Below are 26,394 nucleotides of genomic sequence, written 5' to 3'. Positions count from 1 at the left end.
TTGAGAGGTTGGCAAGTGGTTTTTTATTTATATAACTCCCTTTTGGGAACTACATAAATTAACTGCCAAAGACTACATTTTTAGTTTGCCATAAACAACGGGAATACGAAAAAATGATGAAAGCTATTAAATCTCAAACAAACACGAATGGTAATTATATGAACAGGTTATCGGAAGTATCAGAAAAGATAAATGAACTGGCTATAGATGTTAAGCATACCGCACATGAAAAAGAGATTATAGAATTTGACGTATTTTTATCTCATTCAAGTCTGGATAAGGAAGTCTTTGTTACTGAGCTGTCTGAAAAGCTAAGTGAGAAAGGGCTCAAAGTTTTTGAGGACGTTAAGGTTTTTAAAATAGGACAAAGTCAAACTGACATGATGAATATGGAAATTTTAAATTCAAGATTTGTTGTAGTCTTCCTATCGTCTAATTTCATTAAGAGTGGATGGTCTGAATACGAATTTAAGAGCTTTTTAAACCGAGAAATTAATGAAAAGAAAATAATTATATTGCCGATATGGCATGATGTGTCGGTTGAACAGGTACGTCGATATAATCCTTATTTAGTTGATAAATTTGCTCTAAGTACGGAGAAGTTTACTGTTGATGAAATAGTAGAACATATTTTTCAGGTAGTTTCAATGTCAAAAGAGGAAGATAAGATTATTTAGCGGATGAATACTGGTTTAGAGAGAAAGTTACGCTTCAAAGTTAATCATTACATAATAGGTAAAGGAATATCCAAGGCGGTATATATTCATAGTTATTACGACGAGCAGCAACTAAATAAGGTAGATAAAGAAGAATGTTGTTATAATTTGGTTTTAACAATAAGGGGGTACTGACATATGGACTTATTATCCTTTAATATTAGACGATCCAAAACTGGTATGAAAGATACATTATATGATTCTAGACAAATAATTCTTAAATCCCTACAACTGATTCAAGAAGAAAATTTTAATCAATTCTATAGTGTTTTGGCAACTCAGTTAAGAATATTATTCTGTGATAACCCACCCCTCTTTTCTTATTTTGATGAGGAATTAAAATTTAATAGTGTGAAAGAATTCAAGGAAATAGATGGATATAAATTGCTAGATCCTTATGACATGTTTGATGAAAATAAGAAAGATTTAACTATAAGTGAATGGATAAAACAGCCTATCATAATTATTGAAAGTGATTTCGTGTACCCCAAATATATTCAATGTAAGTTTTGCAATTTTAACAATAATACTAGAGCTAATAAAACGATGGCATTAAGGGTAACTCCTGAAAAAGATTTACTTACATTCACATGTGACTCATGTGGGAAAAATAATTATGAATTGGATGTAACAGCATTGGAAGATGATGCAGTTGAAGGTAAAATTGAATCACATGTTATATTAAAAAGGATGTTATAAAAGGGTATGCGAATAAACAAGGTGGAGCTCACGTAGAGCAAAAAGTTAGTTCAAATGGTATAGTAGCAAAGCATCTAGGACAAGAACGATTATTTACGTTGGGAATATACGCGGCAAAGCAAATAAATAAAATACTTAAGGATTAATTTATAGTTTTAATTACATGTCACAAATGCAGTTACAAAATAAAGGAAGACACACATTTAACGGTGGGGATCATAGACTTCAATTTTATAAAAAACAGCGCATATCCTTCGTAACCAAACTTTATAAAATATAAAAGAATACCTAAACACTCGTTTTATTTGGATTTGAGGGATTCTAAAAATGGGAAAAGGACATAATTTTATGGATGATAAGAAACAAAAATTAATTCTTTATATTTTGTTATTTTCTATTCTAATTTTCGATACTTTTTTATTTATTTGGGTTTTTGGTATCATTCTGAGTTGGGGAGAAACCATTATTTCTGGAGTAATAAGTGCAGTAGGTGCAATTATTGGTGGTTCATTGACACTGATTGGCGTTATGTGGACAATAAGTTATCAAAGAAAGATATACTATAGGGCAAAGTATGAAAATGCAAATTATGTATTTACAGAGCTTTTACCTCTAATAAATCAAGTATATAACCATATAAAATCATTAAATCCTAAATCTTTTTCCCAAGAAATCGATGAAATCAAAAATGCAGCAAAAAAGTTAGAAGGGAAAACGAAAGATTTATTATTACTTGCTTCTCAATCAGACTCTGAATTCTTTAGGGAAGTAAAAAACATTGAATTTTATTCTGGTGTTATTTTCGAATATATTGATGGTTTAGTAGGTATAGAAACAGATAATGAAATTAAAGACAAATTAATGATATATTATAATGGTTTAGCTAAGGCGGATAGTAGGTTTGATAAAATATTATCTAATATGAAAAAAATATCATTCTAAATAATTTGGGAAATCTGAACTGCTTGGTATATTAGGCAAAAAGTGCGAACTACCCTAAAAAATTAGAATAAACTATGTACCTTTGACAGGGTAGCGGCCATAATCGACTGCTACCCTTATTTTATGGTATTAATATGAAGTCTTTTTTACCCTAAAAACCGGTACGGTGAACCGTACCACAAATAGTGGTAAAGCAGAGAGTAGAATTAATTCTGGATAAAGAAGTATTAAAAAGTCTAATTTAAATTGAAGGAGACAGTTCGTGTGATTTAGACGGTCTCCTTTTGGTTTTCTTAAACTTGTACTTCACTCATCAATGCATGAGTATTATCTTCTGTATCTTTAAAAAATACCATCCATGTTTCAGTTTGCCCCATTTTCGTTACCACATGTGGTTCATCGATAAAAGTAACTTCTTTACCTACTAAGCGCTCATAAGTATCTTTAATATTATTTACTTGAAAATAAATGACCGAACTTGAATGAGCAAATTCCTCTTTTTCTGGAAGTGTTAACATGAGCCGCAGGCCATTGCATTCAAAAAATGCCATACTATCCGTGTTAAATAATAGAGAAAGTCCTAGTTTATCTTTATAAAAATCCAGCGCCCTATTTATATCTTTTACAGGTATTCCAATTTGCCCAACATTCTTAATCATTGTAGTATCCATAAAACATTTCTCCCTTCAAATTTCTTATTCCTAATAAGAATAAAGAATCTCCCTTATAATTTCTTATCCAATCTCACTTTTTTTCGATATTCTTTAGGAGATAAACCAACATGTTGCTTAAACATTTTACTAAAGGATACAGGGTTTTGAAATCCAAGTTCAAAGGTTATATCGGTCATATTATGGTCTAATTCTGCTAGTAATTGTTTTGCCTTTTGTATTCTAAATACTGAAATATGCTGATGGGGCGTTCTACCGTAAATTTGAGAGTAAGTTCTTAATAAATGGTTAGGTGATAAACAAGCAACTTTAGCAACTTCTTCTAGTTTTATAGGTTGTTTAAAATAAGATCTAATATAATCGTGTGCTATACTTACCCTTCTATATAATTCTTCACGTGTAGAATTACGAATTGAATGTAATGATTCGATTTCTGTATATGTATTTATGTGTTCATTTAAAATAGAACACATTATCTTATGGAATTGTTCCTCATAACCAACAGAATCAATATCAAGACTGGGTAATATCTGCATGAAATATTCCAATTGATAAGAAAGAATATTGTTTTTATGATAGGTTTTTTCAAAAAAACCAATTGAACTTGTATCCTTAAACGGATCGCTTAGAAGACGCTCATTTGTTTCTTTTAAGGAATGGAGGACTTCTTCTGCAAACCCATCTTTAAAGAAAAGACAAAAAGACTCTACAACTTTAGGTTCTTCAATTGAAATTGTGTATGCACCTTCATTGAGGAGTAGGTATCTACTCTCTTCAACAGCAAAGAAACCTTTGTTAGTCTTATAATGGGCTTTACCATTAAGGAATGTTTTAATGGACAGTTGACCATTTCCTTCCCAGTAAAACTGGTCACTTTTTGCATGTAATACGAAGTTGGCAGAATCTTCATTTGTCATATAATAACAACTCCCAAGTATATTCCATATTATCATTATACATAATAATGGATTTTCAAGTATGTTCATATATATTACCAATGCATTTAGATGAACCGTATCATAAGTATTAATAAATGATAGAATTGAATCTTTGACTATGATTCTCCATTTATTTAATTAAAAAATATGTTCATTAATATTATAGATAATAGTCGTGATACATAACTTACTTAATTAAAACTTATTTGAAGAGGGATACATGTATTGCTTTTCTTATAATTAAAATGAAACACTGGTTATGATGTTGCAACAGGTTGATTCATTCCCTCACGCATTATCAACACACAACTCCCCGTCCTTTGCACCTGCCTCTCCAGCAAATAATAAGATTCACCCATCCCAAGCGTTTGCCCATTCTTAAACGTAATAATAGATTTCTCATTGGATGATTTTATGGAAGGCGCGTGTTGAAGCGACTGAATATGCTGGAAGAAAATCCACTTACAATTAAAGTCTTGAGGAGAGCGAGTGGGGAAGGCGTAAATTTGAAGGGAAGGATTTACAGGGATGGGGACTTTATGCCGGAAATTGGTTTTATACATGATGTACTCCCGCCGGCCATCATAGGAAGATCTTGCTTCCAGGCAGGCATTCTTGATTAGCTGCAAGGGGGTTTTTCTTACATAAAACTCTTGGTCCTTCTCCAATACAAGGGTATCGTACTCGAAATGTCTGGCGGGTAATAGGGCCATGGTGGAGGGGTTGATGCTGTAATCATTTAAAATGTTCGTCATAGGGGACGCTCCTTTTGTGGGGATAAGGGAGAACACATGTGTAGAGTGAGTTGCTAGTAGTTAGGGATATGGGGGTGGATCTCACGAGTAGACATTCCAGAAGACTCCTATTCCAGTGGGGGAGAATGTTTGGAATCCCTTATAATCTGATGGTGAATTTCATTTATATCAATCTGCAAAGCATACGCCAGGTTAAACACTGTTTCGTGCTTAGGACTTGTTTCACCACTTTCAATCCTCTGAATCGTTCTGCGATCAACGTTTGCCTCATGAGCCAGATGATCAACCGTAAAATCACGATTTTCTCTGGCCTGCCTCATATAATAACCAAATACACGACGAAATTCTCTTCTTTTCACCAGAATCTCCCTTTCTCAACCTATTATCTAGTTGAGGCGGAGAGATCGCCACGGCGTACATGCCGTTTTATGAATCTGTGCATAATTTGTGTTCATCCAGGTTTACCGGGTGCACGGAGTTGTTTTAAGAGAATGCAGGGGGATAAAAACAAGGTACCCGATACTCCAAACAGACAATAGTCCTTTTTGAGCACTGGGTACCTTCCCTTATCGAATATTCTCACTCTGCAGCAGCTCTCTCACCTTGGGCTTTGCTAACCTTCCCCAATTTTTCACTGCATCGATTGTGACCTTTTCCTTTTCGGCAATCTCTTTAATTGATAGATCCTCCAGCACAAATCGCTGAAACCATTTCATCTGATTGTCGGTCAGTACCTGTTTTATTTGCTCATACAGATACGGGTCAAAGCCTGTATCCAGTTCCTCTGCAACCTCATGCAAGTCCTTGGATTTAACCTCTATATAATATTGATCCTTCTCAGCCTGGCGATTGGATTTGCGAATTAAGGTAAGAAACGTCTTTTGAATTAAAAAGTACGCATAGGTGGAAAACTTTCCTTTCGCAGGATTATAGTCTTTGTAAGCCTTCCATAACGCAATGACACCCTCCTGATAAAATTCATTCTCAGGATCACGAATGCCATACTTATGGATGAAATGAAAAATAATTCGCTCATACTCCTCTAACACGTGACTAAATTCCTCTTGAACGGGCACGACAGCCTCTTTTCTATAAAGGCGCCTCTATTGGATTATTCCGCGGTAGGGTTAGTGTAAAGCTTTTTGGAATAAGGGTCAGTTTGTGGAAGTTGAAGTTTGGGTGGTGAAACTTAAGGTTTGAAGCGGGGAAGTTGATGAATGGGCTGTGGTTCTTAAAGAGAGAAGCAGGATTGTTAAGTTTAAGTAGGATTAATATACCCGGCACTCAAATAGACAAATGTCTTACCTGAGTACCGGGTACCTTTGCTTATTCAGCCTGTATGTTTTGTCATTTGCCGCTTACGCAGTGCAGCTCGAATGGTTTTTGCCTCTTCCGGGGTAATGGTTGGGATCTCCTTGATAAAGTAATAATGTTTAATGATACAAAGGACAATCATGGTGATTCTCACAAGCAGGATATCCACATATACGACGGAAAATAGAATAAAGGCATCGGCAATAACGTTAATACGAATTTTTTCTTTTCTCGTCATCCCTCTATTTTCCCGGATTCGCACCACATATTCCATGTAGAAGGAAGTGCCCTTAAACCAGTTTTCCACTCGTTTGGAACTTCTGGCAAAACAAAAGGCGGCAAATAAGAAAAAGGGTCCGCCTGGCAGTACAGGCATGACGACGCCGGCGACACCGATTCCAAATGAAAGAAAACCTAAAACAACGAAAAGAAAGCTTTTAATGGTTTTTATGATTAATCACCTGACTTTACCTGATGATTTCATATGGTAAATCTATGATTTGTGTATCAAAAATATCACTGCAGGATGATTCTGCTTTCATGATTGTACAAAGAAAGCAGCTTAAAAATCAAAGGAAATGCGATCAAAATAAGTGGTAGTTTATGACTTTTATTCTGATGTGAAATGATAATGGTCATTGTTACAGCTACAACAATGTACCATTTCTGCCGTGTTTTTCACCAGTCTTGCCCCGGATTTACCACTTATGTCAATGTGTTTACCAATAGATAAAAGTAATTTTAAATTTAAAAAGCCTAATCCTCCTTAAATATCATCGAAGAATTAGGTTTAAGATTATTGAATATTATCGTTGTACTCTGCAGTAAAAGGCCCTGATATATTTCGGCTTTTTTAAAACTTTAACCTAGACTTTAGCAAAAGAATTAAGCTAATATCTTATTTATATGATTCATGATTTCCTGTGAAACGAGTAACGGATTATCACACATCGAATAATGACTGCATTCCGGTAAGATATTAAAAGTGGAGTTTGGTACTGTTTCCTTTAAGCGATTCCCCCAATAAGGTGGAAGATAACGGTCATATTGGCCATATAAAAAGGTAGCTGGTTTATTTAACCTTTGTAGATCAGGTACTATATCTTCAGTTTGATGATGATTTAATGCAAGGGATGCTTCTAATAATTCTTGAGGGCCGTTTGGATGATTAAACGGCTGTGAAAATCCATTTAATAGTTCAGGGGTCAATAATTCTTGATGGAAAAGCCCTTCCCTTAACATCTTTTCTATAAAATATAAGGACGGTTCAAATTCAGGCGCTGTAGGATAACGAAGTGCTACTACTTTTGGAAGTGGCCAGTTACTGAAGGCAACCCCGTCAACCACCATAAAGCTCTCAATTCTCTCAGTGTAATTTACTGCCAATATTTGAGCAATCCCTCCACCTAAGTCATGACCGACCACATGAACAGATGGAATGCCTAGTGCATCTAAAAGTGTGACAATATGATTTGCTTGCATTGGTAAAGTTAATTCTTCATTCGTAGAACGGTCAGAAGCCCCATAGCCAACTAAATCTGGAGCAATCACAGTATAGTCTTGTGCAAGTTGTGGGATGACATGAACCCATAGAAAAGAATTTGTTGGTATACCATGCAATAATAATATGGTTTGATCTCCAGTACCTGCTGATCGATAAAACATTTTGTATTTTCCTGCTTGTACAATGTTTTCAGTTATCTGCATTAAAGAACTCACCTCAATATTTTAAGTTTTACTTCTTTAGCTTACTCAATTATTCATTTTTAATACTTGAACTCGACTGCTACTAACTAACCTTTACATTCAAAGATAGATAAAATCCTTACTCATTGACTCCCAACTTTGGCTCCTGTTAATCATATATTCCATCTGCCTGGAATTGAACCACTTTTAGACAGGAGAGAACGTGGTATAAAACTGAGCGTTTTTAAATCGTTTTGGTTATTGTGCTTGGTGTTGGACATCCATGGGTTTCTTGAAGGACATTAATCCTCTATTAATGGAGGAAGTGTCCTTCAATAAATGAATGAAAGACACTTCACACGAGAGAACCCTCAAATCTGTCTTTCATTTAGGTGATGAAGGACAACTAGGTTAACATAATGTAAAATTTTATCCTTCATTCGGTACCCGGGATACTTTAGAAAGGATATTTAATACAAATAAATTCAACGCACCTCATACTCCCTAAGCCTCTTCTTGGCTGAGTTCCGCTCAGGTGTAATCGGTACAGGCTCGAGCACCTTTCCTAAGCCGTAATGAGGCATATTGTTATAAATTGCTTCATAGCTCCCTTTTTTTATCGAATAGGTTTCGTGGTAGATTCCTACTGCGCTATTGCTCCCCACCTTTTGATTGAATTTTTTCCATGCAGTCAGATGCTTCTCATTTTTTGCGTAGGCGAGCAGGTCTTCCATGGAGCGCCAATATTGGATCATGGATGTTGTTCGAAGTCCGATATAGCTTTCCATTGATAAAAACCCCAGGTCATCCTTGTTTTCATAAAGCTCCCGAATCATTCCGGGCATAGCGGTAAAGACCGGCAGCCACTTATGTATGGCAAGTCGCTTATTGACTCTCATTCCAATGATAAATACAACCATATCCTCTGTATTTTCCGTCATATAACGCCCCGTAAGAATTGGTTTGGACATCATTGCCCCTCCTTCGTTATAAAATTTTCAAGCGTATCATCGCACCAGTCAATCGCCGCGGCGGTCATTCGTTTTCCATAATCCAACGTAAGCAACCAGTACATGGCATCCTCCTCTCGCTCGTTATGATCCTTAATGCCCTGCTCAATAGATATATAAATCTGGTAACGCTCCTCCAGCTTTTGTTTGTACTTTTCTAAAAGAGAGATAGTTTGATCACCCGTTTGGTAGCGGCCAAAAAACAGTTTGAGCAGCATTTCATTTCGTTCAGCAGGCAGCTGTTCCACGGGTTCCTCCAGCCATTTTTTTAAAGCTTCCATGCCTTTGGAGGTGAGGAAGTACTCCTTTCTGTCCGGTTTTCCGGGAGTGGATGAGGTACGGACCTCTGCCAATTCCTCCTGGACAATGAACTTCAAGGTTGGATAGATTTGTCCATAGCTGATTTTCCAAAAATGAGTCAGACTTTGATCCATAAACTGTTTGATGGCGTAACCAGATTTGCAGTCTGTTGTTAAAATCCCTAATATGGCGTAGGTTGTATGGTTATAAGTTTTCATTGTTTATCACCTATCTGAAAGTTATATATCATTTAGATATATAGTACCCAATACATCATGAAATTGCAAGAAAATTATAAAAAATTTATTAAACACGCAGGTCATTCACAAGACAATGGACACCTGCGTTTCGTTTAGCCATAATGGGAATTTTGGTGAAGTCCACTTCGGCCCGAGAGCCGCTGAGGACAAATGGACGCTTCCAGCTATTTTTCTATTGTCCCCGCCACAGATGAATAAGGTTCTGATTTTGACCTCTGGCGGTCCCCAGGAAACGGCTGCTGGGGCGGAAGTCAGGGTGCCGCCAAGGTTTTGCCAGGATCTCCAGCGTGAGCCATTCCACGCTAGACGGAAGAGCTGATTCCCGCTGCCACGAACAAAGACCTCCAATCGATTTGGGCGTCTGGAGGAGACGGCTGGGGCACTGGTTAAGGTTCCGCCAAGGCTTTCCCAATTGCTCCATGTGCTGCCGTTCCACCATCTGTGAATCAGGTTGTTATTTTGACCTCTGGCAAAGATGTCGATTCGGTTGGGTCCCCAGGAAACAGCGGCAGGCTCAGAAGTTAGGGTACCACCCAGGTCTTCCCAGTCCTCCCAGCGTGAGCCGTTCCATGTTCTTTCATAAAGACGATTGCCTGTGCCTCGGACGAATACGTCAAGCTGATTGTTTCTGCGGGAGGAAACGGCAGGTGCACTGGTCAGGGTACCGCCGAGATTCTCCCAGTCACTCCAGCGGCTGCCATTCCACCATTTATGATAGAGGGAATTGTCAGTACCGCGCACAAACACATCAATCCGATTCGGTCCCCAGGAGACGGCTGCTGGGCTTGAGGTTAAGGTGCCTCCAAGGTTTTCCCAGTTGCTCCAGGTTGAGCCGTTCCACCAGATATGGTAAAGGGACTGATCTGTACCCCGGGCAAACACATCCAAGCGGTTGTTTTGCCAGGAGGAGACGCTTGGGGCTGAGGTCAGGGTACCTCCTAAGCTCTCCCAGCCGGACCATCCCTGCCCAGGCTGTCCCGGTTGCCCAGGCTGTCCTCCGCTGATGATTTGCAGGGTGATCTCAATAACCCGGGTGAATATGCGGTTCATCACATTTTGCGGAATATTTGATTGTGTAAATAATAAGGAGAACCACGGTACCTGTCGTTGCAGCTGCTGATAGATTTGACTGGCGGACTGGTTTGTATTGGCCTGATTAAGGGTATAGTTCACTGTAAAGTAAAAAGCATATTCCACGAGCTGTCGGTTCATGCCTGCCTGCTGAAGTTGTGTATATAACTGACTATGCTGAGAACGGAGCTCTGAAGAACCTGCTGAGTTGTGACCTGCTGGCGAAAAGCTGCATTTGGGTAGCTGTAATCATACACAAACGAATGGACGGGACTACCGTCATATTGATTTCGATACATAAACATACCTCCACTTTTTCATTAGGGTATGCGTGGAGGAATAAATTGGATACGTCCAGTAAAAAATAGGCAATCAGGAATGAAAAGAAAAGGGGGAAGAACGTTCGTTTGCCTGCACAAGCGCTTGCGATGAGGTTTGAAAATCGCTTCCATAATCGGTATAATAAGAGTCGGGACGAGGGAATGTAGGCCCTGGCCTGAATTGAGGAAATGTCATGAAAAGCGTTCGTTATTGAAAATAGATTTTAGCAGGTTAAAGTAATTTTTTTATAAAATGAATAATAAGGTAATGATTTTAAGTAAGTCATGCTTAAAATATACGCCAAAATAAGAGGTGGAATTTGTTCTGCCCTTATTTTGGCGTTTTTTATTTTCGGCAAAGGAGGGTGGCACATGCCTAATAGGAAACGGATCATGCAAAAAAGTGAAGCTGAATTACTTGATGAATACATACAATCCCGGCTGGATAGCAGTTTTACAATCATTTCTGAAGATCAGGATCCTTTTTTTATCATTAATACAAGCCATGATATTGTGTATGGAAGTCCGTGGTGTGAGGAGTTGACAGGATACTCGACCAGTGAATTAGAGGTGATGAATCTTTATGATCTCATCCCTAACCAATCCGTGCCGATCCATCATTTTTTTAAGGATTCGGTTCAGACCGTTCAGACGGATATAATCAGAAGAGACTTCACAGATTCAATGGAGATTAAGATTGTATCGATCCCGATATTTTCCGAGGATCTGCTGATTGGGAGGTATATCATTCTGAAAAGGGAACAGGATGACCCGGGCAAAAAGGAAACAGACAGAGAAGCTTATTATCATCGATTCGTGGAGCAGTCCCCTTTTGGCATTCTGGTCATTGATCATGAGAGAATAAAACATGTTAATTTAGTAGCTTTAAGAACAATCGGTGCTTTGAGTAAAGAGGCCGTGGCAGGCATAAATGTTTTCACAATGATTCCGACCGCTGACATTGAACATATGAAGTCAAAAATTGAAGAGGCCAGGAGCGGACTGGTGACGAAGCCTTTTCACCAGAAGCTTGTGAAACAGAACGGGGAGACCGTGAACACGCAAATTCAGGTGCTTCCGACGATTTATAACAACAAAAGAATGACCCATTTTATTATTCGCGGGGTTTATGACAGTAGCAATATGTTCGATTTATCCGTTCTGATTGCCATGGGACTGGCAAAGGAAATGAAGGAGCCTGTGGTGCGGATAAAAGGGTTTATAGACTTAATCAGAAACGGGAACGTAAAGGAAGAATATTTCAAAGTGATTGATCAGGACTTAAACTATATTAAAAAAACACTTGAGGATGTACTTATTTTGGAGAAAGACAGGCAGAATTCCTATGATAAACAGGAACTCATAGAACAGATTATAAATTTAATTGACGGCTAAAAGTATATATTGAATCAGGATAGGAATCATGCTATTATTGGAGTGACTAATGTCTTACTGTCATTAGTACATATTGTTATGCAAGTATAATTACAAACCACGTATAGAATTCATTTGTTAGCGGTAAATGGGAGAACCTATTTTACATAGTAAGTCTGTCCATGGCCTAACTTCTTTTGATAAAGAAGTTAGGCCATTTTTTGTTTATTCAGAAAATAAAAGTCTCCCACCCGCATAGTAGGAATGGGAAAAGGGTAATGCGGCTTTAGAACTATAGTACGAGAAGGAGGAATGAGTGAATGAATAATGTTGGTTTACCCCAGGAAGACCTCCTACAGATTAATAGTACTTTCAGTAAAATCGTAAAGCGCTGGTATGGAAAGGGGCCTGAGCATTGTTTTGCCACCTTTCGATCAGATATGATGGTTATCCATGTGAGTGGTTTTATTACTGCAGCTGAGAAGGCGTTAATGGAGAAGGATTCCCAGACATTGGCCTATCAGTTTCGATATTCGATTATGGAAAAAATCTATGAGGAATTTAACAAAGAGATGTACGACCTTCTTGAAATATCCTTCAGCTCCTATCATAGTGACTGGAATTTCGCGACGGATACGGGTATCATTTTATTTCAGAATGACGCATCAGGCTGGACCAATCGTCATACCGCTCCAGGTTTAAAGGAGAAGCTCATGAATCAGATTATGGATATAAGCAAGGATGTACATCAGGCTCCGGCCAACATCGATGTTCAGAAGCTCAGCCATAAGATCATAGCTGTCAGGTGCCAGGATGCCCTGCTGCCCATTGAAAAATTATTGTTTTCGGAGGGATATTCAGATATTCTCCATCAGCAGTCGGAGGAAATAAAGAAGGTGTACCGTCGTAACCGTAAGCGCTTTGAAGCAGTGATTGGCAGGGGAATTGAGGATATTTATATGATATGGAACTACGAGTATGAGGAATGCTATTTATTTTTCTGTCTGGTGTAATGGATATTTGTGCTAAGAAAAGCGGCTGGTACTTTTGAATTCAAGCTTAATCGGGCATACTAAACCATAATATGCCAACGTAAAGGGTGGTTTGGTTGGATCAGGATACGTTAAATGAGATTAGCAGTCATACGAGTAAGCTATTAAGGAAAAATTTTGGCAGGGGACCGAAGTCATGTCAGACGATTATTTCCAATAAGTATATCGCCATTTATATTCGCGGGTTTGTTTCCCCCATGGAGGACGTTTTGCTGAGTGAAGGCCAGCAGAATTATGTGGAAAAGGCAAGAACCGTCATCATAGATACGATTATAAAAGAATTAATTGGAATTGTGAAAGTATCCTGTAAATGTGAAGTGGAGGAGTATTACCATGATTGGAACTTTCCTAACAATTCGGGTGTGATTTTGTTTGTTTTAAGTGAGCCTTTAGATGAGGGGAGTAAGCCTGCGGTCAATCAATCAGAATTGGAAAATGAAGTGGTAAGGATTAGTGAGCTGGTTCAGAAGGTGCCCGCCAAAATATATATACATGCACTTTCTCCTTACATTTATCTGGTTGAGCGTGCCGGTATCCTCATCCCGATAGAGAAAGCACTTGTGGATAAGGGCTTTAAGGATGAACTGTTAATTACAAAGGATGCTTTGGAAAAGGAATACTTTCATAAGTACGGAAGGCTTAAGGAACTGTTTGATCGTGATGTGAAGGATATCTTTGTAGATTGGGATTTCAAAGAGGATAAATGTTATATGGTTTTTGTATTAGGCAAATGACTCCCGCATTGGATGGGGAGTCATTTTTTGGTTGGGTTCGCTTTAGTTCTCTAAAGCAGTGAGGGACAGTCCCCGATTTTTTCGAGCATATGACAGTATATTAAACTCTCTATGAGGATTTCTATAAATTTCTCTAATTAATAGGAATAGTCAAAAAATATATAACTATATCCTGATAAACCCATTTTAATCTCGTTTGGAAACGATTCAATATATCGATAGAATAAGAGATGTCGTTTCAAAAAAATTTCAGGAGGCTAATTTTTAATGAAAAAACAGCAAAAGAAAGACACATTCCTTAAAAAGCTTGTAATGATGACTCTAGTAGGGATCATTGCATTCGCTCTGGCAGGATGTGGATCGGATGAAGCCAATAATGAAGCTTCAGCAGACTCAGGTGATTCAGGTAATGCAAAGGAAGAGATCACGGTTGCGGTGGTACAGGATTATCCACCATTTGAATATAAAGTTGATGAAGAGCTGACAGGCTTTGATGTGGAATTGGTTGAAGCCGTTGCCGAGAAAGCAAATTTAAGCGTGAATTGGAAGATTATGAAGTTTGATGGAATTATCCCGGCGCTTCAGGCCAACCAGGTGGATGCAGCCGTGTCAGCGATTGGTATAAGGGAGGATCGCTTAGAAGTGGTGAACTTCTCGGATCCATATTTTGAATCAGGTTTATCCTTAGTGACGTTAAAGGATAGTGCCATTGAAAGCGAAGAGGACCTGCAAGGAAAAACGATCGTTGCCAAACAAGGAACATCCAGCTTAAAGCTGGCAAACGAGCTGGCTGAACAATACAATAGTGAGGTTACAAAACTCCAGGATGATGCGACCATGTACATGGAGTTGGAAAATGGGAATGCAGATGCACTGATTAATGATTACCCAAGTGTTGCCTATAAGATTAAACAGGATGGCGATGAATCCCAGTTTCGGCTAGTGGGCGATAAGTATCCAAGTGAAGATTACGGAATCGCCATTTCCAAAGGCAGTGAAGGACTTGTGGAAAAAATCAATACGGGCCTTCAGGAGCTAAAAGACAGCGGCGAGTTTGATGAACTATATAACCAATACTTTTCCGAGTAACGATTTGTAAACATACTTATCCAATCCAAAGGTGTGGCGCGGCTTGTCACACCTTTTCTAAAAAGAAAGAGGGATGCCAGAAACTATGGAAACCATTAATATTATTCTTGAAGGATTACCCACTCTATTAAAAGGAATGGGAGTGACAATAGAGGTCACCGTCATTTCCCTGATTCTCGCTATGTTTATTGGACTTGTACTAGGCATATTCAGTATTACCAAGAGTAAAATCCTGCGTACAATCTCAATAGTGTTTGTTGATATTATTCGAGGAACCCCGCTTCTTGTTCAGATCCTGTTTATTTACTTCGGCTTACCAAGTGTTATTGATATCAGTCTGACCGCGTTTGCTGCTGGTGTCATTGCGATTACAGTAAATGCTGCAGCCTACTTAGTTGAAATTTTCCGTGCAGGAATCAACTCTATCGATAAAGGGCAGATGGAAGCCGGAAGAACCATTGGCTTTTCTTATAGCCAAACCATGCGTCTCATTATTTTACCCCAGGCCGTACGTCGCATGATTCCCGCCTTTGTTAACCAATTTATCGTAAGTATTAAAGATACTTCACTCCTTTCTGCTATTGGGTTAGCTGAGCTGACATTATCCGGCCAATCCATTTACGCAGCGAATTTCCATGCCTTTGAAATCTTATTTGCTGTAGGAGTTCTTTATTTCGTGATTATTTATTCGTTAAGCCTGTTCTCCCGCTGGCTTGAAAGGAGATTGGACGTAGCATGAAGATGATTGAAGTCAATAACTTAAAAAAGTCCTTTGGAAAATTAGAGGTGCTGAGGGATATCAATATCGATGTTCATGAACAGGAGGTCGTCTGTGTCATTGGTCCGTCTGGTTCAGGAAAAAGTACACTTCTGCGCTGTATGAACCTGTTAGAGGAACCAACAGATGGGAATATTTATATTGAAGGAGATAATCTGACCGCTCCTGATACGAACATTAATGAATTGCGCCAAAGACTGGGAATGGTTTTCCAGCAATTTAATCTCTTTCCTCACATGACGGTGATGGAAAACGTGATCCTTGGACCTAAACGTTTAAAGGGCAAATCCGAAACCGAAGCCAAAGAATTAGGAACACAGCTGCTTGAAAAGGTAGGCTTAGTAGATAAGGCCGATGTATATCCGGACAACTTATCGGGTGGACAAAAACAAAGGGTAGCCATGGCTCGTGCTTTAGCTATGGAACCACACATCATGCTGTTTGATGAGCCTACCTCGGCCCTGGACCCGGAAATGGTCGGAGAGGTGCTGCAGGTTATGAAGGATATGGCTGAGGAAGGCATGACGATGACCATCGTGACCCATGAGATGGGATTTGCCAAGGAGGTTGCCGATCGGGTCATCTTTATGGATGAAGGGTTTATTGTGGAACAGGGCACACCGAAAGAGCTTTTTGACAATCCGCAAAACGAACGAACCCAGGCCTTTTTATCCAAAGTTTTATAAATCAATGACGTACACACAAAAAGCTTAGAGGAGTTTAAATGATGATAGGCTCCCCTAAGCTTTTTTTATGATTCAAAAGATCTTTTATGAAATGGTCGTCAAAGGAATGTATGGCAGATTCCTTTTATGTCCGATTCCAGAATCGCTGCTGGGCGATGGCAGATATAAAGTCATGACCGAAATTCGGGTTGTTTTCTGCAAAGACGATCCCTGCAAGGTTGTTGTTTTTAGATGTTCGAATATAAGGCTGACCGGTGGATGCAACACCAATCGGTTTGTAATGTTTGTAGGCTTCTTTAACAAAATCCATAATATCCTGGTTTAGTTTTGCCTGGTTTTCAAACCGCCCGCCAACAATATAGATGGAATCATATACAACAGGATATGTCGTGATAAATGTCTTTTCTACATGAAGCGTTGTGCCATCTGTTCCTGTAACAGTACCGAGGCTGTCGCTAATCACTTCAAACAGAACACCATTCTGTTTCAACATGTTTAAGGTTGATGTAACTTCTGCGCCATTAAAGCCATCTCCAATTAAGACAGCAACTCTTTGGGTATAGGCGTAAAATGGGGTATTCATCTGACTAAGGGATGGATAACTGGTTTCTACTGGTACATGTGAATTCTTAGGTCGTTCAACTCCAATTTTATCAGCAATAATACATGCCATTTCCCGATCGACGTTTGCCCACATTTCAACATTTTGCTGCCTGACTGACTTACTCTCGACTCTTCCAAGGTGATAAACAAAGGTCTCCAGTAAGTCCTGTTTTTCAATCGGGGACAGGCTGTTCCAAAAAATTCTTGGCTGTGAAAAGAAATCATAAAACGAATCACTTGGGAGTTCTCTTGTAACGTGTCCCTCTACCTTGCCAGGATAATTAACATATCCACCCTCCTGGAAGGAAGCTTCAGATGGCGTATTGCCAGCTAAAGAATTATTATGATAATCAACGGAGTCTACATCAATCCGGTGCTTCATACGCCCTTTACGGAGATTAAAGTTCTTTTCTGCAATAGGTTTGTTAACAGGGAGATTTTCAAAGTTAGAAGAGTGATGGCGGTATAATTCCGTGTCCCGATAAGCAAAGGCCCGACCCTGGAGAGCAGGATCATTGGTGAAATCTATTCCTGGAACAAGATTGGCCGGATCAAATGCAGACTGTTCCTCCTCTGCAAAGAAATTATCTACAAGCCGATTCAATGTCATTTTTCCAATCGGTTGAACAGGAACGACTTCTTCCGGCCATAGTTTTGTATCATCTAAAACATCAAAATCATATTTAAATTCATCTTCTTCGGCAATAAGCTGAACCCCGAGTTCATATTCAGGAAAGTGTCCGCTCTCAATGGCTAAAGTGATATCGCGGCGATGAAAGTCCGGATCAACTCCCCCGATGATGTTAGCTTCATCGAGGAGTAAGGAATGCACACCAAGCTTTGGCGTCCATTTAAATCGTACAAACGTTGACTTTCCTTGTTCATTGACGAATCGGAATGTATTGATGGGCCAGCCTGCCATCATACGCCAGCTTCTTGGCCGCCCCCGCATGGACATTAACCACATGACCATATGGGCTGATTCCTGATTATTGGCAACATAATCCCAGAAGCTGTCGTGTGCAATCGAAGCCTGTGGTATGTGAACTTTAGGATGTGGTTTCGCTGCATGTGTCAGATCCATAAATTTCATTGAATCTGCCAAAATGAAAACCGGAAATTGGAGGGCCAGCATATCATAATTTCCTTCCTGTGTATAAAACTTGGTTGCAAACCCTCGAATATCAATAGCTGTATCCTTAGAGCCCCTGTTACCTGTGAAGTTGGAAAAACGAACAAATACAGGTGTTTTGCAGCCAGGCTCCTGCAGAAATTTGGCCGCCGTAAGATGTCTCAGGGACTGGTAGGTTTCAAATTCCCCATATACTCCGAATCCTCTGGCATGAACAACTTTTTCAGGTATACGTTCCCGATTAAAATAGGATTGCTTTTTATAAAAATGATAGTCTTCAAACAATAATGGACCGCGCCGACCTGCCCTTAATGTCGTCTGGTCATTAGAAACCTTTACACCGTTATCATCGGTCATTTTCTCCTCTGGCCCCGTGTTTTTTTCACGGTATTGTTCCAGCTGCTTATCCTTGCTGTTATTGTAACCTTTTTTTGGGTTTCTTGATGACTTATCCTTATCCATGTAATCCCCCATCCTGTCAGTATTTTATCTCTATATAGATATTCAAAAATTTCATGGTGTAGAACCTTTTTGTCGCAATTGTCTGTTCTCATTAAAAAACAGGTGATACACCATTCGATGCATCACCTGTACTCTATTTACGCTTGATCTTTGGGTTACTGACAGAAGCACGGAATATTAGGTTCGATTCCAGAATCGCTGCTGGGCGATAGCTGCCAGATAGTCCTCAGCAAAGTTAGGATTATTCGCTGCAAATACGACACCTGCCAGGTTGTTGTTTTGTGAGGTTTGAATAAAGTTCTGTCCGGTGGTGGCCACACCGATTGGTTTGTAATGCTTATAGGCGTTGTGAACATAATCGGTAACGTCCTGCATAAATTTGGTCTGATTGCCCATATCACCACCGACAACATAAATCGTGTCATATAGATAAGGGCTGGCAGTCATAAAGGTTTGATTCACCTTAATTTGTGTACCATCGGCGCCTGTAACGTTACCAAGTTTGTTGCTTATAACTTCAATGTAAACATGATTGTTCTGCAGGAAGTTCAGCGTATTGGTGACTTCCTGACCGTTGAACCCGTCTCCAATGATGACGCCAACTTTTAGGGTAGCGGCATATTTTGGTGTATTTTCCAGGCTGAGAGAAGGATAGCTGGTTGAAACGGGAACATGGGTGCCGCTTGGACGCTCTACCCCGATATTATCAGCAACTGTGCAAGCCAGATCCTTATCTACATTAACAAGTAAATTCACATTCTGCTGGCGGACAGATTCGCTTTCTACTTTACCGAGCTGATAGCTGAACGCATCTATGGTATGCTGTTTCTCCACAGGCGTCAGACTGTTCCAGAAGATCCTCGGTTGTGAAAAGTAGTCGTTGAACGATTCGCTTCGGTTTCGTATAACGACTCCGTCAACCTTCTTAGGATAATGTGTATAACCGCCTTCTTCTGGGGGCGTTGTGTATGGGGTGTTGTTGGCCAGCGAATTTCTATGATAGTTGACCTCATCCACATCGATTCGATATCTCATAGGGCCTCGTCGCTGATTATTGTGAAATGGACAAATCGGTTTATTGATCGGTAATTCCTGAAAGTTCGTTCCAATTCGATGTAATTGTGCAGCATGATAAGCAATTAACCTTCCCTGCAGCACGGGATCATTGGAGAAATCAATGCCCGGAACGACATTTGCTGGGTTAAAGGCCACTTGTTCTGATTCGGTATGGTAATTATTAATGTTTCTATTTAAAGTCATCTTCCCGACAATATGAACGGGGATTAACTCTTCTGGCCAAAACTTTGAAGGATCGAGAATATCAAAATCGTATTTGAATTCATCCTCCATCGGAACGAGCTGGACACCTAATTCATATTCAGGATAATCTCCACGGCTAATGGCCTCTCGCAAATCCTTCCGGTGATAGTCCGGGTCAATTCCCCCAAGCTTGATGGCCTCATCCTGAAGCAGAGGATGCACGCCGAGAACCGGTTTCCACACAAACCGGACGAAGGTAGCTCTTCCTTCTTCATTCACAAATAAATAAGTATTAATGGACCAGGATTCCATCATTCGGTAACTTCTTAAAATACCCCGGCCGGACATAATCCATTCCACCATATGGAGGGATTCTGGATTGTTAGCTACATAATCCCAAAAATAGTCATGTGCACCTGTAGCTGTCGGGATATCATCATCCGGCTTGGATTGGTATGCGTGCATCGCATCCGGAAATTTCATGGGGTCCTGATTAATTAATACAGGCATATCAATGGTTGTCAAATCATAATTTCCTTCTTCAGTATAAAACTTAACGCCCTGACAACGTAAATCTCTTGCCGTATCATAAGACCCTCTAGGTCCTTGTACGGTAGAAAAACGAATTGTCAACGGAGTCTTTTTTCCGGGTTCCTGTAAAAATCCGGCCTTTGTCACGTGCCTCATCGACTGATAGCATTCAAACTCCCCATAGGCACTGTAACCTCTTGCATGAACCGTTCTTTCCGGTTCCTCTTCCTGCACGAAATGAGTCATTTTTTCAAAATAATGCCAATCTTGATGTAAGGAAGGACCGCGTTCACCGGCTGTTAAAATATCTGAATCATTTGATATCTTCCTTTTTTGATTTGTTGTCATTGGCTTTCCGGTGTTTTGTCTGCGGTACTGATCCAACTGCTCCTGTTTAGGATTTTGACCAGCTGGATTGTGGTGTCTTGATGACTTATTATCCATGTAATCACCCATCCTAACGTTGAATTTTCTTAGCCATATACATATCTATGTAACCTGTTCTGGAATTAGAACAAAATTACATATTATGGCTTTGCACATTAGCGTTACCCTTTCATAGGGTATTATACCCGCACAAAGGAGGTATATCGGATGATTGATGAAGCCTTTATCAGACAGGGATTATACGTACAGGGGCTGCCCGTGTATACGACTGACATTCCTTATATCCAAAACCTGCTTTTGACGATGAATCAGGCCCAGACATCTCTGCATGTGTTTCCGCACTTAAATATGGAAGTACCTGTAACAGTGGTAGATAAGGAGGTGATACGATGACAGATCCAGCCTTCCTGACAGCATCGGAACTTGCTTCGTTCATCAAATCAAAGCAACTTTCTCCTGTGGAACTGACAACGCATTTTTTAAATCGTATCCAAACGTTTGATTCCGATCTCCATACCTATATTACCCCGCTTCCCGATTTAGCCCTTCAGCAGGCGAAAGAAGCGGAAGACGAAATTATGCGTGGAGAGTATAAGGGACCTCTTCACGGAATTCCGATGGGGATAAAAGATAATTATGATACAAAAGGAATACGGACAACAGTAGGATCCGGACTCTTTGCCCATTCCGTCCCTGAAAAAAATGCAACAGCAGTGGATAAACTGCTGGGAGCAGGCGGAATTATGCTGGGAAAGCAAAACATGCATGAACTTGCAGCCGGTTCAACAGGCACCAATCCGTTCTTTGGTACGACCCGAAATCCCTGGAATCGTAAATACATGCCCGGCGGTTCAAGCAGTGGCGGGACAACATCCTTAGCGGCAGGACTTGCAACGGTAGCTACTGGAACGGATACATTTGGCTCCATTCGTTTGCCCGCTTCGATGTGTGGTGTATACGGGTTAAAGCCGACGTATGGGCTAGTCAGCACATATGGAGTGTTCCCGACAGCCTGGTCATTGGATACGGCGGGACCTATGGCGCGCTCCGTATCAGATTTAGCGCTCATGCTAAATCATATGGCGGGGTATGATCCCAATGATCCTGCAAGTCTTAAGGTGGAGATTCCTGATTATACAGAAAATCTGAACAAAGAAATGAACGGCATTACAATCGGTGTTCCTGCCTATTATCTTGAGGGATTGGACCCGGAAGTGGAAAAGCTTTTTCAAAATGCTATAAAAGCTCTCCAGCATTTAGGGGCTGAAGTAAGGGAAATTGAGGTTCCGGAGCTTTCTATGTCTACATTTGCCGGTTATTTGACTGTAACAGGTGAAGCATCCGCTCTCCATCATGAGTGGTTGCAGACCCACTCAGAGCTCTATTCCGCAGATATCCGATCGTTCTTTTTGGCGGGCTCACTGACGAATTCGCCGCAATATGTCAAAGCCCAGCAAGCCAGGAGAAGGATGGTTAAAGGTATTCAAGAGGCCTTTAAGGAAGTGGATATTATGCTTGGCCCCACGATACCGATTCGAACCCCGGCATTTCGTGAAAACTGGCTCGATCAGAACTTACATGTTGTGAAAGAATGTTTACCTTTTACCGCGCCTGTAAATCTAACGGGGATCCCCGGTTTGTCGGTACCTATGGGATTCAATTCGAGAGGTCTTCCGGCTGGTATGCAATTTATGGGAAATCATCTTTCGGAATCTCTGCTGCTGCAGGTAGGAAGTATGTGGGAGAAGATCAATCCATTAAGTATCAAATTAGCGAGGGCATGAGACGCACAGGTTCATGTCCTCATTGGTTGTGCCGGTAAGAACATAGGTGGTAGCGACCTTTCCTGATTGGTACTCCGCAATATTTCAGTAAAAAATTCTGTATTATAAAAAAGAGGGTGGGACATAACTAATGTTCTTGGTAATAAACCGAATATAGGGCACTTTAGCGGAGGAAATATACGTAGACTCCTGGTCGGCTAAAAGCGGTACGTCCTGTACCAACGCCGACACTTGAACGTCCTGTTCTTCGCGGGAGGAGGCTTACCAGCCGCCCGCGGCAAAGAAGACACTACGAAAACGACCTTTAGGGAGTTTGAGTAGATGTCGCACTTGTGCCCTTAGGTGAAAGCGAAGTATATTTCCGGAGCGGTGGTTCCTACACCTATTCGGATTTACCTTTAGCGAAAACACTTATATCCCAGCCCCAATGTGAGTTCAATGGTTTTAGCTTATAGAATGATTAGTTTGCCGTCACTTTTGATTTCACTTCTAACCGGCGCTTGTGCAAAATCGGTTCCGTATATCCGTTTGGCTGATCATAACCTTTAAGGACGAGATCTTTAGCCGCCTGAAATGCAACGGACTGATCAAAGTTATTGTACATTGGCTGATAGTTAGGATCCCCTGCGTTTTGCTCATCCACGATTTTGGACATTCGTTTCAGGGTTTCTACGACCTGCTCCTCCGTACAAATTCCATGGTGGAGCCAGTTCGCCATATGCTGACTTGATATTCGTAGTGTTGCACGGTCCTCCATGAGCCCAATGTCATTAATATCCGGAACCGTTGAGCAGCCAATGCCCTGGTCGACCCAGCGAACGACATAACCAAGAATACCTTGAGCATTGTTGTTCAGCTCTTCCTGGATTTCGTCCTGAGTCCAGTCGGGTTTTTCGGCAATAGGTATCGTAAGGATGTCATCGGTGTAATCCTCATTCTTATTGATCAGCTGCGCCTGAACCGCTTTTACATCAACCTGATGATAATGAAGGGCATGCAGAGTAGCAGCGGTTGGGGATGGCACCCACGCCGTATTGGCACCTGCTTCAAGCTGGCCGATTTTCTTTTCTATCATATCCTTCATGAGCTCCGGCATGGCCCACATTCCTTTTCCAATTTGGGCATGCCCCTGTAATCCACATGCCAGACCAACACTGACATTGGCCTTTTCATAACTCTGGAGCCAGGTTAGTGATTTCATGTCATTTTTACGCACCATTGGCCCTGCTTCCATTGAGGTATGAATTTCATCGCCTGTTCGATCTAAAAAACCGGTATTAATAAATACAATTCGGTCTTTAACCTCTTTGATGCAATTCTTCAGGTTGAGGGTTGTGCGGCGTTCCTCATCCATAACCCCGATTTTCAAGGTGTTTCGTTCTAAACCAAGCATGTCTTCCACTTTTTCAAACATTTGATTGGAAAAAGCGACTTCCTTTGAACCGTGCATTTTAGGCTTCACAATATAGACCGAGCCTTCAGAAGAGTTTCGATAGGACCCTGTCTGTAATAGGTCGTGCTTGGCAATCAGACTTGTAATGATGCAATCTAAAATCCCCTCAGGAACTTCCTGGCCCTTTTCATTAAGAACGGCACTGGTTGTCATTAAATGCCCGACGTTTCGAACGAACATCAGTGAGCGACCGTGCAGGGTAACGGTTTCTCCATTCACTGACGTATACTCACGGTCAGGGTTTAGGGATCTGGTGATGGTTTTTCCGTTTTTGGAGAAAGTGGATGTTAAGTCTCCTTTTGTAAGTCCCAGCCAGTTTTTATACACGAGTACTTTGTCTTCTACATCTACGGCTGTGACTGAATCCTCACAGTCCATAATGGTTGTAATGGCGGACTCAATATAAACATCCTTCACACCGGCCAGATCCGTTCTCCCGATAGAGTCGTTTTTATCAATCTGAATTTCAATATGCAAATCATTATTTTTTAACAAAATGCTGGATGCTTCATCTGTTTTTCCTGTGTAGCCAATGAGCTGTTCAGGGTTCATAAGATTGGCAGTTTCGCCATTTTCAAGAGAAACAGATAATTGGCCATTAGAAATCTTATAGCCAGTTGCTTCTTTGTGAGAATGATTAGCTAAAGGTACAGCCTGATCGAGAAATTCCCTGGCATAGGCAATGACCTTTTGCCCCCGAATCGGATTGTAGGCGCCGGTTTTTTCCGCTCCGTCCTCCTCACTGATGATGTCTGATCCATAAAGGGCATCATACAGGCTTCCCCAGCGGGCATTGGCAGCGTTTAAGGCATAACGTGCATTATTCACCGGCACGACCAGCTGCGGACCTGCCTGTATGGTGACTTCATCGTCAACGTTTTGCGTGGTCACCTTGAAATCACTCACTTCAGGCTCCAAGTACCCAATCTCTTCCAAAAATGCTTTGTATTGAGCAAAGTTAAAATTCCCCTTATTTTCTTTATGCCACTGGGAAATCTCCTTCTGCAATTTTTCCCGATGCTCCAGCAGCCGCTGGTTCTCGGGCATTAATTCACCAATCACACGTTCAACGTCTGTCCAGAACGTATCCTGATCCAAACCAGTCCCGGGCAGAACCTCCTGATTTATAAATTCATACAATTCCTCAGCAACCTTATAATTCCCGGTTGTCACATAGTTCCCCACACACTTCGCCTCCTTAAAATTATCATTTCAAAATTGAAGGACAATTCTTTTTATTCTGTTATTTATATCTTATAATACAGATAGCCTATAACAAAAATACATATTTTGAATACGTATTATTCCAATAAGCTATAGGAAGGGGGGTGAACATGGATATTCGTCAGTTGGAATACTTTTCTGAGGTAGCCAGGCAATCCAGTTTTACCAAAGCCGCTGCCAGCCTGCATGTCTCCCAGCCGTCCCTCAGTAAAGCGATTAAAAATTTAGAGGGTGAGTTAGGGGTGCCTTTGTTTTACCGTGCAGCCAGGCAGGTTTACTTAACGGATGCAGGAAAGGCGGTGTTCATGAATGCCAAGCACGTGCTGGAATCCTTTAATAACCTGACAGCTGAACTAACCGATATTATGGAATTAAAAAAGGGAGAAATACGTATTGGCATTCCACCAATCGTCGGGGCTGCCTTTTTTGCCAAGCTAATCAGCCGGTTTAAAGAACTATATCCTTTGATCGACCTTACGTTAAGAGAGGTGGGTACGAAGGCGATTAAACAGGGAGTGAAGGAAGGATCGCTTGATATCGGACTGGTGTGTAACCTGCCTGACAATAACCAGGAGTTTGAGAAAATGGAAATCGTCAAGGATCCCCTCATGCTCGTCGTTCATCACGAAAATCCTCTAGTCAGGCAGGAAAATGTGTATTTCGGTGACCTTAAGGACGAATCCTTTATTTTGTATCGAAATGACTTTTCCCTGTATGATCATATTATTGAAGAATGCTCCCGGCATCAATTCTCTCCGTCCATTGTTTGTGAAAGCTCACAAAAGGAATTTATGCTGGAGATGGTCAGCTCCAAATTGGGAATTGCCCTGCTGCCGAAGAAGATCTGTGAAGACATCTCTCATCCTGCAATCAGAACAATTCCTCTGGAGGAATCCCCTCTGCATCTTGGATTGGGGATGATTTGGAGTAAAAATCGGTATCTGCCTTTTTCGGTACGGGAATTTATTCACATGTCTGAACGGGTGGTTGATTCATAGCTTTACTTTTCTGCACGTAATAATTCTGGAACACCCATTATTTGTGCTGTTACATACACTTATCGTCTGATTAAACGGGTGTTCTCGGATTCCGTAATTATCAGAGAATAAGAAAAATTGTATTAATAATTATACTAAAATATGATATGGTTATAGGTAGAATAA

At 40.6% G+C, this 26,394-nt stretch carries 26 protein-coding genes; 13 read left to right on the top strand and 13 right to left on the bottom strand.

The annotated features are described in order from the left end of the window. Nucleotides 1-113 precede the first annotated feature (113 nt). The 3 genes from ABD006_RS06645 to ABD006_RS06635 all read left to right on the top strand — a co-directional run bounded on the left by ABD006_RS06645 (nucleotide 114) and on the right by ABD006_RS06635 (nucleotide 2,357). A complete protein-coding gene (locus ABD006_RS06645; RefSeq protein WP_343838989.1) occupies nucleotides 114-677 on the top strand; it encodes a toll/interleukin-1 receptor domain-containing protein in 564 nt (187 codons plus the stop codon). Between the two features lie 177 nt (nucleotides 678-854). Beyond that, complete coding sequence (locus tag ABD006_RS06640) at nucleotides 855-1,415, top strand: hypothetical protein (RefSeq protein ID WP_343838987.1); 561 nt, start codon at nucleotides 855-857, stop codon at nucleotides 1,413-1,415. 348 nt (nucleotides 1,416-1,763) lie between these two features. Then, nucleotides 1,764-2,357 (top strand): hypothetical protein, encoded by a 594-nt coding sequence (locus ABD006_RS06635; protein WP_343838985.1) that lies wholly within the window; start codon nucleotides 1,764-1,766, stop codon nucleotides 2,355-2,357. 293 nt (nucleotides 2,358-2,650) lie between these two features. Here the strand turns inward: ABD006_RS06635 and ABD006_RS06630 are convergent, their stop codons facing one another. The 6 genes from ABD006_RS06630 to ABD006_RS06605 form a co-directional block, all read right to left on the bottom strand. Continuing rightward, complete coding sequence (locus tag ABD006_RS06630) at nucleotides 2,651-3,028, bottom strand: VOC family protein (protein WP_343838983.1); 378 nt, start codon at nucleotides 3,026-3,028, stop codon at nucleotides 2,651-2,653. 53 nt (nucleotides 3,029-3,081) lie between these two features. Beyond that, nucleotides 3,082-3,945 (bottom strand): helix-turn-helix transcriptional regulator, encoded by an 864-nt coding sequence (locus ABD006_RS06625; protein WP_343838981.1) that lies wholly within the window; start codon nucleotides 3,943-3,945, stop codon nucleotides 3,082-3,084. A gap of 278 nt (nucleotides 3,946-4,223) precedes the next feature. Then, nucleotides 4,224-4,721, bottom strand: a complete 498-nt coding sequence (locus ABD006_RS06620; protein ID WP_343838980.1) for a competence protein ComK — start codon at nucleotides 4,719-4,721, stop codon at nucleotides 4,224-4,226. A gap of 107 nt (nucleotides 4,722-4,828) precedes the next feature. Continuing rightward, on the bottom strand, nucleotides 4,829-5,080 hold the full coding sequence (locus ABD006_RS06615) for a helix-turn-helix domain-containing protein (protein WP_343838978.1): 252 nt from the start codon (nucleotides 5,078-5,080) through the stop codon (nucleotides 4,829-4,831). Nucleotides 5,081-5,287: 207 nt separating this feature from the next. Next, the gene (locus ABD006_RS06610; RefSeq protein ID WP_343838976.1) at nucleotides 5,288-5,797 is read right to left on the bottom strand and encodes a sigma-70 family RNA polymerase sigma factor; all 510 of its coding nucleotides are present in this window, start codon (nucleotides 5,795-5,797) and stop codon (nucleotides 5,288-5,290) included. Nucleotides 5,798-6,051: 254 nt separating this feature from the next. Then, nucleotides 6,052-6,411 (bottom strand): DUF454 family protein, encoded by a 360-nt coding sequence (locus ABD006_RS06605; RefSeq protein WP_343838974.1) that lies wholly within the window; start codon nucleotides 6,409-6,411, stop codon nucleotides 6,052-6,054. Here ABD006_RS06605 and ABD006_RS06600 point away from each other — a divergent pair. Further along, nucleotides 6,347-6,526 (top strand): hypothetical protein, encoded by a 180-nt coding sequence (locus tag ABD006_RS06600; RefSeq protein ID WP_343839047.1) that lies wholly within the window; start codon nucleotides 6,347-6,349, stop codon nucleotides 6,524-6,526. The genes ABD006_RS06605 and ABD006_RS06600 overlap by 65 nt on opposite strands. 394 nt (nucleotides 6,527-6,920) lie before the next feature. On the opposite strand, the gene ABD006_RS06595 is transcribed toward ABD006_RS06600, so the two are convergent. The 4 genes from ABD006_RS06595 to ABD006_RS06580 all read right to left on the bottom strand — a co-directional run bounded on the left by ABD006_RS06595 (nucleotide 6,921) and on the right by ABD006_RS06580 (nucleotide 10,503). Next, the gene (locus ABD006_RS06595) at nucleotides 6,921-7,742 is read right to left on the bottom strand and encodes an alpha/beta fold hydrolase (RefSeq protein ID WP_343838972.1); all 822 of its coding nucleotides are present in this window, start codon (nucleotides 7,740-7,742) and stop codon (nucleotides 6,921-6,923) included. Nucleotides 7,743-8,206: 464 nt separating this feature from the next. Then, nucleotides 8,207-8,692, bottom strand: a complete 486-nt coding sequence (locus tag ABD006_RS06590) for a DUF4188 domain-containing protein (RefSeq protein WP_343838970.1) — start codon at nucleotides 8,690-8,692, stop codon at nucleotides 8,207-8,209. Next, nucleotides 8,692-9,249, bottom strand: a complete 558-nt coding sequence (locus ABD006_RS06585) for a PadR family transcriptional regulator (protein ID WP_343838968.1) — start codon at nucleotides 9,247-9,249, stop codon at nucleotides 8,692-8,694. Before ABD006_RS06585 ends, ABD006_RS06590 begins: the two co-directional genes overlap by 1 nt. Before the next feature lie 105 nt (nucleotides 9,250-9,354). Then, nucleotides 9,355-10,503, bottom strand: a complete 1,149-nt coding sequence (locus ABD006_RS06580; protein WP_343838966.1) for a PLL family lectin — start codon at nucleotides 10,501-10,503, stop codon at nucleotides 9,355-9,357. A gap of 551 nt (nucleotides 10,504-11,054) precedes the next feature. Here ABD006_RS06580 and ABD006_RS06575 point away from each other — a divergent pair. The 6 genes from ABD006_RS06575 to ABD006_RS06550 all read left to right on the top strand — a co-directional run bounded on the left by ABD006_RS06575 (nucleotide 11,055) and on the right by ABD006_RS06550 (nucleotide 16,395). After that, nucleotides 11,055-12,077, top strand: coding sequence for a PAS domain S-box protein (locus ABD006_RS06575; RefSeq protein WP_343838964.1), 1,023 nt, complete (start codon nucleotides 11,055-11,057; stop codon nucleotides 12,075-12,077). A gap of 299 nt (nucleotides 12,078-12,376) precedes the next feature. Next, nucleotides 12,377-13,069, top strand: a complete 693-nt coding sequence (locus ABD006_RS06570; RefSeq protein ID WP_343838962.1) for a Na-translocating system protein MpsC family protein — start codon at nucleotides 12,377-12,379, stop codon at nucleotides 13,067-13,069. A gap of 95 nt (nucleotides 13,070-13,164) precedes the next feature. Further along, nucleotides 13,165-13,842, top strand: a complete 678-nt coding sequence (locus tag ABD006_RS06565) for a Na-translocating system protein MpsC family protein (RefSeq protein WP_343838961.1) — start codon at nucleotides 13,165-13,167, stop codon at nucleotides 13,840-13,842. A gap of 267 nt (nucleotides 13,843-14,109) precedes the next feature. Then, nucleotides 14,110-14,931 (top strand): transporter substrate-binding domain-containing protein, encoded by an 822-nt coding sequence (locus ABD006_RS06560; RefSeq protein ID WP_343838960.1) that lies wholly within the window; start codon nucleotides 14,110-14,112, stop codon nucleotides 14,929-14,931. Nucleotides 14,932-15,004: 73 nt separating this feature from the next. Beyond that, nucleotides 15,005-15,670, top strand: coding sequence for an amino acid ABC transporter permease (locus tag ABD006_RS06555; protein ID WP_343838958.1), 666 nt, complete (start codon nucleotides 15,005-15,007; stop codon nucleotides 15,668-15,670). Between the two features lie 2 nt (nucleotides 15,671-15,672). Further along, a complete protein-coding gene (locus ABD006_RS06550) occupies nucleotides 15,673-16,395 on the top strand; it encodes an amino acid ABC transporter ATP-binding protein (RefSeq protein WP_343839043.1) in 723 nt (240 codons plus the stop codon). A gap of 124 nt (nucleotides 16,396-16,519) precedes the next feature. On the opposite strand, the gene ABD006_RS06545 is transcribed toward ABD006_RS06550, so the two are convergent. Next, nucleotides 16,520-18,592, bottom strand: a complete 2,073-nt coding sequence (locus tag ABD006_RS06545; protein ID WP_343838956.1) for a catalase — start codon at nucleotides 18,590-18,592, stop codon at nucleotides 16,520-16,522. Nucleotides 18,593-18,769: 177 nt separating this feature from the next. After that, nucleotides 18,770-20,827 carry a catalase gene (locus tag ABD006_RS06540; RefSeq protein ID WP_343838954.1) on the bottom strand — a complete coding sequence of 686 codons (2,058 nt, stop codon included), beginning with the start codon at nucleotides 20,825-20,827 and terminating at the stop codon, nucleotides 18,770-18,772. A gap of 150 nt (nucleotides 20,828-20,977) precedes the next feature. On the opposite strand from ABD006_RS06540, the gene ABD006_RS06535 reads away from it, so the two are divergent. Together ABD006_RS06535 and ABD006_RS06530 are read left to right on the top strand one after the other, a co-directional pair. Continuing rightward, the gene (locus ABD006_RS06535) at nucleotides 20,978-21,163 is read left to right on the top strand and encodes a hypothetical protein (RefSeq protein WP_343838952.1); all 186 of its coding nucleotides are present in this window, start codon (nucleotides 20,978-20,980) and stop codon (nucleotides 21,161-21,163) included. Continuing rightward, nucleotides 21,160-22,554, top strand: a complete 1,395-nt coding sequence (locus tag ABD006_RS06530) for an amidase (RefSeq protein ID WP_343838950.1) — start codon at nucleotides 21,160-21,162, stop codon at nucleotides 22,552-22,554. The genes ABD006_RS06535 and ABD006_RS06530 overlap by 4 nt, the downstream gene beginning before the upstream one ends. A 460-nt stretch (nucleotides 22,555-23,014) precedes the next feature. Here the strand turns inward: ABD006_RS06530 and ABD006_RS06525 are convergent, their stop codons facing one another. After that, nucleotides 23,015-25,192, bottom strand: coding sequence for a malate synthase G (locus ABD006_RS06525; protein WP_343838948.1), 2,178 nt, complete (start codon nucleotides 25,190-25,192; stop codon nucleotides 23,015-23,017). Nucleotides 25,193-25,341: 149 nt separating this feature from the next. Between ABD006_RS06525 and ABD006_RS06520 the strand changes: the two genes are divergently transcribed. Then, complete coding sequence (locus tag ABD006_RS06520) at nucleotides 25,342-26,229, top strand: LysR family transcriptional regulator (RefSeq protein WP_343838946.1); 888 nt, start codon at nucleotides 25,342-25,344, stop codon at nucleotides 26,227-26,229. Nucleotides 26,230-26,394: the final 165 nt, after the last annotated feature.

It is taken from the genome of Salinibacillus aidingensis (assembly GCF_039522525.1).
GTDB classification, from domain to species: domain Bacteria; phylum Bacillota; class Bacilli; order Bacillales; family Alkalibacillaceae; genus Salinibacillus; species Salinibacillus aidingensis.
Note: the sequence above shows the minus strand (reverse complement) of the source record. Positions and strands in the feature narration are given on the sequence as shown.

What these genes read in the sequence shown, in the direction of transcription:
- ABD006_RS06640 (WP_343838987.1), top strand. Translation starts at nt 855, where the DNA reads ATGGACTTATTATCCTTTAATATTAGACGATCCAAAACTGGTATGAAA.
- ABD006_RS06585 (WP_343838968.1), bottom strand. Translation starts at nt 9,249, where the DNA reads ATGAAAACTTATAACCATACAACCTACGCCATATTAGGGATTTTAACA.
- ABD006_RS06635 (WP_343838985.1), top strand. Translation starts at nt 1,764, where the DNA reads ATGGATGATAAGAAACAAAAATTAATTCTTTATATTTTGTTATTTTCT.
- ABD006_RS06630 (WP_343838983.1), bottom strand. Translation starts at nt 3,028, where the DNA reads ATGGATACTACAATGATTAAGAATGTTGGGCAAATTGGAATACCTGTA.
- ABD006_RS06625 (WP_343838981.1), bottom strand. Translation starts at nt 3,945, where the DNA reads ATGACAAATGAAGATTCTGCCAACTTCGTATTACATGCAAAAAGTGAC.
- ABD006_RS06575 (WP_343838964.1), top strand. Translation starts at nt 11,055, where the DNA reads ATGCCTAATAGGAAACGGATCATGCAAAAAAGTGAAGCTGAATTACTT.
- ABD006_RS06545 (WP_343838956.1), bottom strand. Translation starts at nt 18,592, where the DNA reads ATGGATAAGGATAAGTCATCAAGAAACCCAAAAAAAGGTTACAATAAC.
- ABD006_RS06520 (WP_343838946.1), top strand. Translation starts at nt 25,342, where the DNA reads ATGGATATTCGTCAGTTGGAATACTTTTCTGAGGTAGCCAGGCAATCC.
- ABD006_RS06560 (WP_343838960.1), top strand. Translation starts at nt 14,110, where the DNA reads ATGAAAAAACAGCAAAAGAAAGACACATTCCTTAAAAAGCTTGTAATG.
- ABD006_RS06590 (WP_343838970.1), bottom strand. Translation starts at nt 8,692, where the DNA reads ATGTCCAAACCAATTCTTACGGGGCGTTATATGACGGAAAATACAGAG.
- ABD006_RS06555 (WP_343838958.1), top strand. Translation starts at nt 15,005, where the DNA reads ATGCCAGAAACTATGGAAACCATTAATATTATTCTTGAAGGATTACCC.
- ABD006_RS06540 (WP_343838954.1), bottom strand. Translation starts at nt 20,827, where the DNA reads ATGGATAATAAGTCATCAAGACACCACAATCCAGCTGGTCAAAATCCT.
- ABD006_RS06595 (WP_343838972.1), bottom strand. Translation starts at nt 7,742, where the DNA reads ATGCAGATAACTGAAAACATTGTACAAGCAGGAAAATACAAAATGTTT.
- ABD006_RS06620 (WP_343838980.1), bottom strand. Translation starts at nt 4,721, where the DNA reads ATGACGAACATTTTAAATGATTACAGCATCAACCCCTCCACCATGGCC.
- ABD006_RS06535 (WP_343838952.1), top strand. Translation starts at nt 20,978, where the DNA reads ATGATTGATGAAGCCTTTATCAGACAGGGATTATACGTACAGGGGCTG.
- ABD006_RS06605 (WP_343838974.1), bottom strand. Translation starts at nt 6,411, where the DNA reads ATGCCTGTACTGCCAGGCGGACCCTTTTTCTTATTTGCCGCCTTTTGT.
- ABD006_RS06645 (WP_343838989.1), top strand. Translation starts at nt 114, where the DNA reads ATGATGAAAGCTATTAAATCTCAAACAAACACGAATGGTAATTATATG.
- ABD006_RS06550 (WP_343839043.1), top strand. Translation starts at nt 15,673, where the DNA reads ATGATTGAAGTCAATAACTTAAAAAAGTCCTTTGGAAAATTAGAGGTG.
- ABD006_RS06570 (WP_343838962.1), top strand. Translation starts at nt 12,377, where the DNA reads ATGAATAATGTTGGTTTACCCCAGGAAGACCTCCTACAGATTAATAGT.
- ABD006_RS06580 (WP_343838966.1), bottom strand. Translation starts at nt 10,503, where the DNA reads ATGAACCGACAGCTCGTGGAATATGCTTTTTACTTTACAGTGAACTAT.
- ABD006_RS06530 (WP_343838950.1), top strand. Translation starts at nt 21,160, where the DNA reads ATGACAGATCCAGCCTTCCTGACAGCATCGGAACTTGCTTCGTTCATC.